The organism is Oscillibacter sp. KLE 1728 (assembly GCF_934833455.1).
GTDB lineage: Bacteria > Bacillota > Clostridia > Oscillospirales > Oscillospiraceae > Oscillibacter > Oscillibacter welbionis.
The window spans coordinates 1-3,383 of the sequence record NZ_CAKVVF010000132.1 but is presented as its reverse complement, the minus strand read 5'-3'; the positions used below and the strand labels follow the sequence as shown (position 1 = coordinate 3,383).

The following is a 3,383-nucleotide window of genomic DNA, read 5'->3' as shown; positions in this document are numbered from 1 at the left end:
CTATGTCCGATTACATCGACATCCTGCTCACCGCCCTGGAGGACGAGCTGTACCCCTCTCTGGGCAAGGACTACTTCCTCCCCCTCCAGCAGGCGAACGACGCCTTGACCGCGCTTTCCGCCACCCTCACCGATCAGCAGCGTGCGCTGCTGGATTCCTATGAGGACGCCTCCGCCGCCGCAGGCAGCGCCTATCAGGACGCCTACGCCCGCAGGGCCTTCCTCCTCGCGCGGGAGGTCTACCGTTAAACGGCCTCGCCGTACAGCGCCCAGGTGTTGCTGCCGGTGACGGCCACATCCGCGAACTGCCCGATCAGGGCCTTGTCCCCTTTCAGCCGCACCAGACGGTTGCCCTCCGTCCGGGAGGTCAGGGGGTACTCCGGGTCGTCGCTCTCGCCGTCCACCAGCACCCGCACCGTTTTGCCCACATAGGCGGCGTGGAGCTTGGCGGACATATTGTTCTGGACCTCCAGGAGCCTGTCAAACCACTTCTGCTTCTCCGCCCGGGTGGCCGGGTCCGGCATGGCCGCGGCCTTGGTGCCGGGGCGGGGGGAGTAGATGAAGGTGAACAGGGCGTCAAACCCCACCTCCTCCACCAGAGACACGGTGTCCATGGCCTCCGCCTCCGTCTCGCCGGGGAAGCCGATGATGACGTCGGAGGTCAATACCAGCCCGGGCATGACCCGCTTGGCGTAGTTCACCAGATCCAGGTACTGCTGCCGGGTGTAGCGGCGGTTCATCTCTTTCAGGACCCGGTCGTTGCCGGACTGGAAGGGCAGGTGCAGCTGCTTGGCCACATGAGAGCTTGCGGCCATCACGTCAAACAGCCGGGGCGTGGCGTCCTTGGGGTGGCTGGACATGAAGCGGATGAGATATTCCCCCGGGATCCGGTCGATGTCCGCCAGCAGGTCGGGGAAGTGGTAGTTCAAATCCAGGTCGTTGCCGTAGGAGTTCACGTTCTGGCCCAGCAGGGTGATGTCCTTGTACCCCGCCTCCACCAGCTGCCGGACCTCCGCCAGCACGGCCTGGGGGTCCCGGCTCCGCTCCCGGCCCCGGACATAGGGCACGATGCAGTAGGAGCAGAAGTTGTTGCATCCGTACATGATGGAGACCCAGGCCTTCACGCCCTTCTCCCGCACCACGGGGATGCCCTCGGCAATGGTGCCGTGCTCGTCCTGGACGGAAAAGACCCGCTTCTTCGTCTCATACACCTGCCACAAAAGCTCCGGGAACTTCCACAGGGCCTGGGGGCCGAACACCAGATCCACGTGGGGATAGGACTTTTTGATCCGCTCCGACACCCGGGGCTCCTGGGCCATGCAGCCGCACAGGCAGATCACCTGCTCCGGATTCTCCTTCTTGGTGTGGGTCAGGGCGCCCAGGTTGCCGAACACCCGGTCCTCCGCGTGCTCCCGGATGGCGCAGGTGTTCAGGAGCACCAGATCGGCCTCCTTCGGGTCCTGGGTGAGGGTGAAGCCGCTTGCCTCCAGCATCCCCATGAGCTTCTGTCCGTCCGCCACATTCTGCTGGCAGCCGAAGGTGTCCACACAGGCCGCGGGGTGAGCCTCCCGGGCGGCGAACAGGCCGCGGATCTTCTCCTCAAACTCCCGCTGGCGGTCCAGGTCCGCCTGGGGGATCAATACGTTTTCGCGTTCCAAATCAGTTCCTCCAAATGCAGATACTTTAACTAAAATATCATAGCACACCAGAAAACAAAGCACAAGCAGAAACCTCCGGCAGGCAGACAGCGGCCCCGCCGGGAAGTTTCCGGCGGGGCCGCTGTTGTGTCACAGGTCTGCCAGCAGATCCGGCAGGTCCGCGGGGCGGGCGGCCACGGCGTCCGCCGCCGCCAAATCCACGGACGGGGCGCCGCCCCAGGCGGCGGCCACGCAGACCACCTCCGCCGCCCGGCCCATGGCCCGCAGGGCCGCCTGGGCATTGCGGCCGAAGGCGATGTCCCCGGCGTGGTCCCCGATGTAGGCGAAGCGCCCCTCCCGAAGCCCCAGCCGGTCCAGGCAGGCCAGGAAGGCGGCGGGGTCCGGCTTCTGACGGGCGAAGTCCACGTCCGCGTGGCCCACCACGGCGGCAAAGCAGTCCGCCGCGCCGTGGGCGGCCAGGGCGGCGCGGATGTTGCCGCTGTCGTTCTGGGAGCAGATGCCCATGGGGGCCAGGGCGGCCAGACGGGGCAGAACCTCCAAAAGCCCGCCGAAGAGGGGCGGCAGGGTCCGGTCCGCCAGCTGGCAGGGGCCCCACAGGGCCCCCGCCTCGTCCAGCCGGTCCGCCGGGACGCGGAGGGCGTGCTGGTACAGCTCCCGCCAGTTGCGCCAGCGGTAGTTGGCGGCCTGATAGGCGTCCAGGGAGGAAAGCGCCTCCGGCAGCGGGTCCAGCAGGGCCGGGTCCAGGCGGCCAAGGACGGCCCTGGTGACGGCGATGTTCTTCACCGGCGTGTTGGCCAGGGTGCCGTCGTAGTCCCAGAGAATGGCTGTGAACATGGGTGCCCTCCTTCTATCGCTTGTCTGTGCGGCCCGCTAAATAGTCCAAGCTGACCTTGTAGTAATCTGCCAATTTGAAAAAGACTTCCAGCGGTATCTTGATCTTTCCGTTTTCGTAGTCTGAGTAGGTGTTCTGTTTCACACCGAGATACTCCGCGATCACTTTCTGCGGTGTGTCCGGATCCTCTCGCAGTTCCTTGACTCTCCTCAAATACATGATGCCATCACCTCAAGCGATAACATACCGCATCGGTGAAAGCGATATTGACTTATATCGGTGTAGCCGATATAATTTTCATGAGGTGATAAAAATGGCTCTATATGAGAAACGGGATGACGTGTACTGCGGCTCCTGCGGCCACTTTACCCGGCACTACATCTGGCGGGACGGGCGGCAGGCCCGGAACGCCCCCAACGGGTGCTTTCTGCCCCTGAGCCTGGGCCACTGCGCCCATCCCCGCATGAAGGACCGGCGGGAGGACCAGTCCTGCCCCCTGTGGATCCCCCGCACCCCGGACCAGGACCCGCCGGACACCCGGCTGCCGGGTGCAAACGCGCCGGACCGCTGAGAGCGGCCCGGCGTTGTTCTATCCTCGGTTCTCCAGCTTCCGCAGCTGGGTCTGGAACGCCTCCGGCAGGTCGCACCACAGCTCCACCAGCTCCCCGGTCCGGGGATGGAGAAACCGCAGCCCCACCGCATGAAGGCACTGCCCCTGGAGGCCCGGCACGGGCTTTTTCGCCCCGTACACCGTGTCCCCCAGAATGGGGTGGCCGATGTGCGCCATGTGCACGCGGATCTGGTGGGTGCGCCCGGTCTCCAGTCGGCACTCCACATACGTATAGCCGGGGAACCGCTCCAGCACGGACCAGTGGGTCACCGCGCTCCGGCCGC

At 65.4% G+C, this 3,383-nt stretch carries 6 protein-coding genes; 2 read left to right on the top strand and 4 right to left on the bottom strand.

Annotation, left to right across the window (positions count from 1 at the left end; genetic code table 11):
* Window positions 1-248 (top strand): hypothetical protein (locus QVE23_RS10740; RefSeq protein WP_021750636.1); only part of this gene is annotated, 248 nt, incomplete at its 5' end.
* Here QVE23_RS10740 and miaB read toward each other — a convergent pair.
* The 3 genes from miaB to QVE23_RS10725 form a co-directional block, all read right to left on the bottom strand.
* Window positions 245-1,657, bottom strand: a complete 1,413-nt coding sequence (gene miaB / locus QVE23_RS10735; RefSeq protein ID WP_025545233.1) for a tRNA (N6-isopentenyl adenosine(37)-C2)-methylthiotransferase MiaB — start codon at window positions 1,655-1,657, stop codon at window positions 245-247. The genes QVE23_RS10740 and miaB overlap by 4 nt on opposite strands.
* A gap of 129 nt (window positions 1,658-1,786) precedes the next feature.
* Window positions 1,787-2,491, bottom strand: a complete 705-nt coding sequence (locus QVE23_RS10730; protein WP_287968209.1) for an HAD family hydrolase — start codon at window positions 2,489-2,491, stop codon at window positions 1,787-1,789.
* 13 nt (window positions 2,492-2,504) lie between these two features.
* On the bottom strand, window positions 2,505-2,708 hold the full coding sequence (locus QVE23_RS10725; protein ID WP_287967008.1) for a helix-turn-helix domain-containing protein: 204 nt from the start codon (window positions 2,706-2,708) through the stop codon (window positions 2,505-2,507).
* Window positions 2,709-2,802: 94 nt separating this feature from the next.
* Between QVE23_RS10725 and QVE23_RS10720 the strand changes: the two genes are divergently transcribed.
* On the top strand, window positions 2,803-3,060 hold the full coding sequence (locus QVE23_RS10720) for a hypothetical protein (protein WP_036629957.1): 258 nt from the start codon (window positions 2,803-2,805) through the stop codon (window positions 3,058-3,060).
* Window positions 3,061-3,078: 18 nt separating this feature from the next.
* On the opposite strand, the gene QVE23_RS10715 is transcribed toward QVE23_RS10720, so the two are convergent.
* Window positions 3,079-3,383: RluA family pseudouridine synthase (locus QVE23_RS10715; RefSeq protein WP_287968207.1), on the bottom strand; the 305-nt coding region annotated here is incomplete at its 5' end.

Coding starts and splice junctions, on each gene's coding strand:
- QVE23_RS10725 (WP_287967008.1), bottom strand. CDS start 2,708: ATGTATTTGAGGAGAGTCAAGGAACTGCGAGAGGATCCGGACACACCG.
- QVE23_RS10730 (WP_287968209.1), bottom strand. CDS start 2,491: ATGTTCACAGCCATTCTCTGGGACTACGACGGCACCCTGGCCAACACG.
- QVE23_RS10720 (WP_036629957.1), top strand. CDS start 2,803: ATGGCTCTATATGAGAAACGGGATGACGTGTACTGCGGCTCCTGCGGC.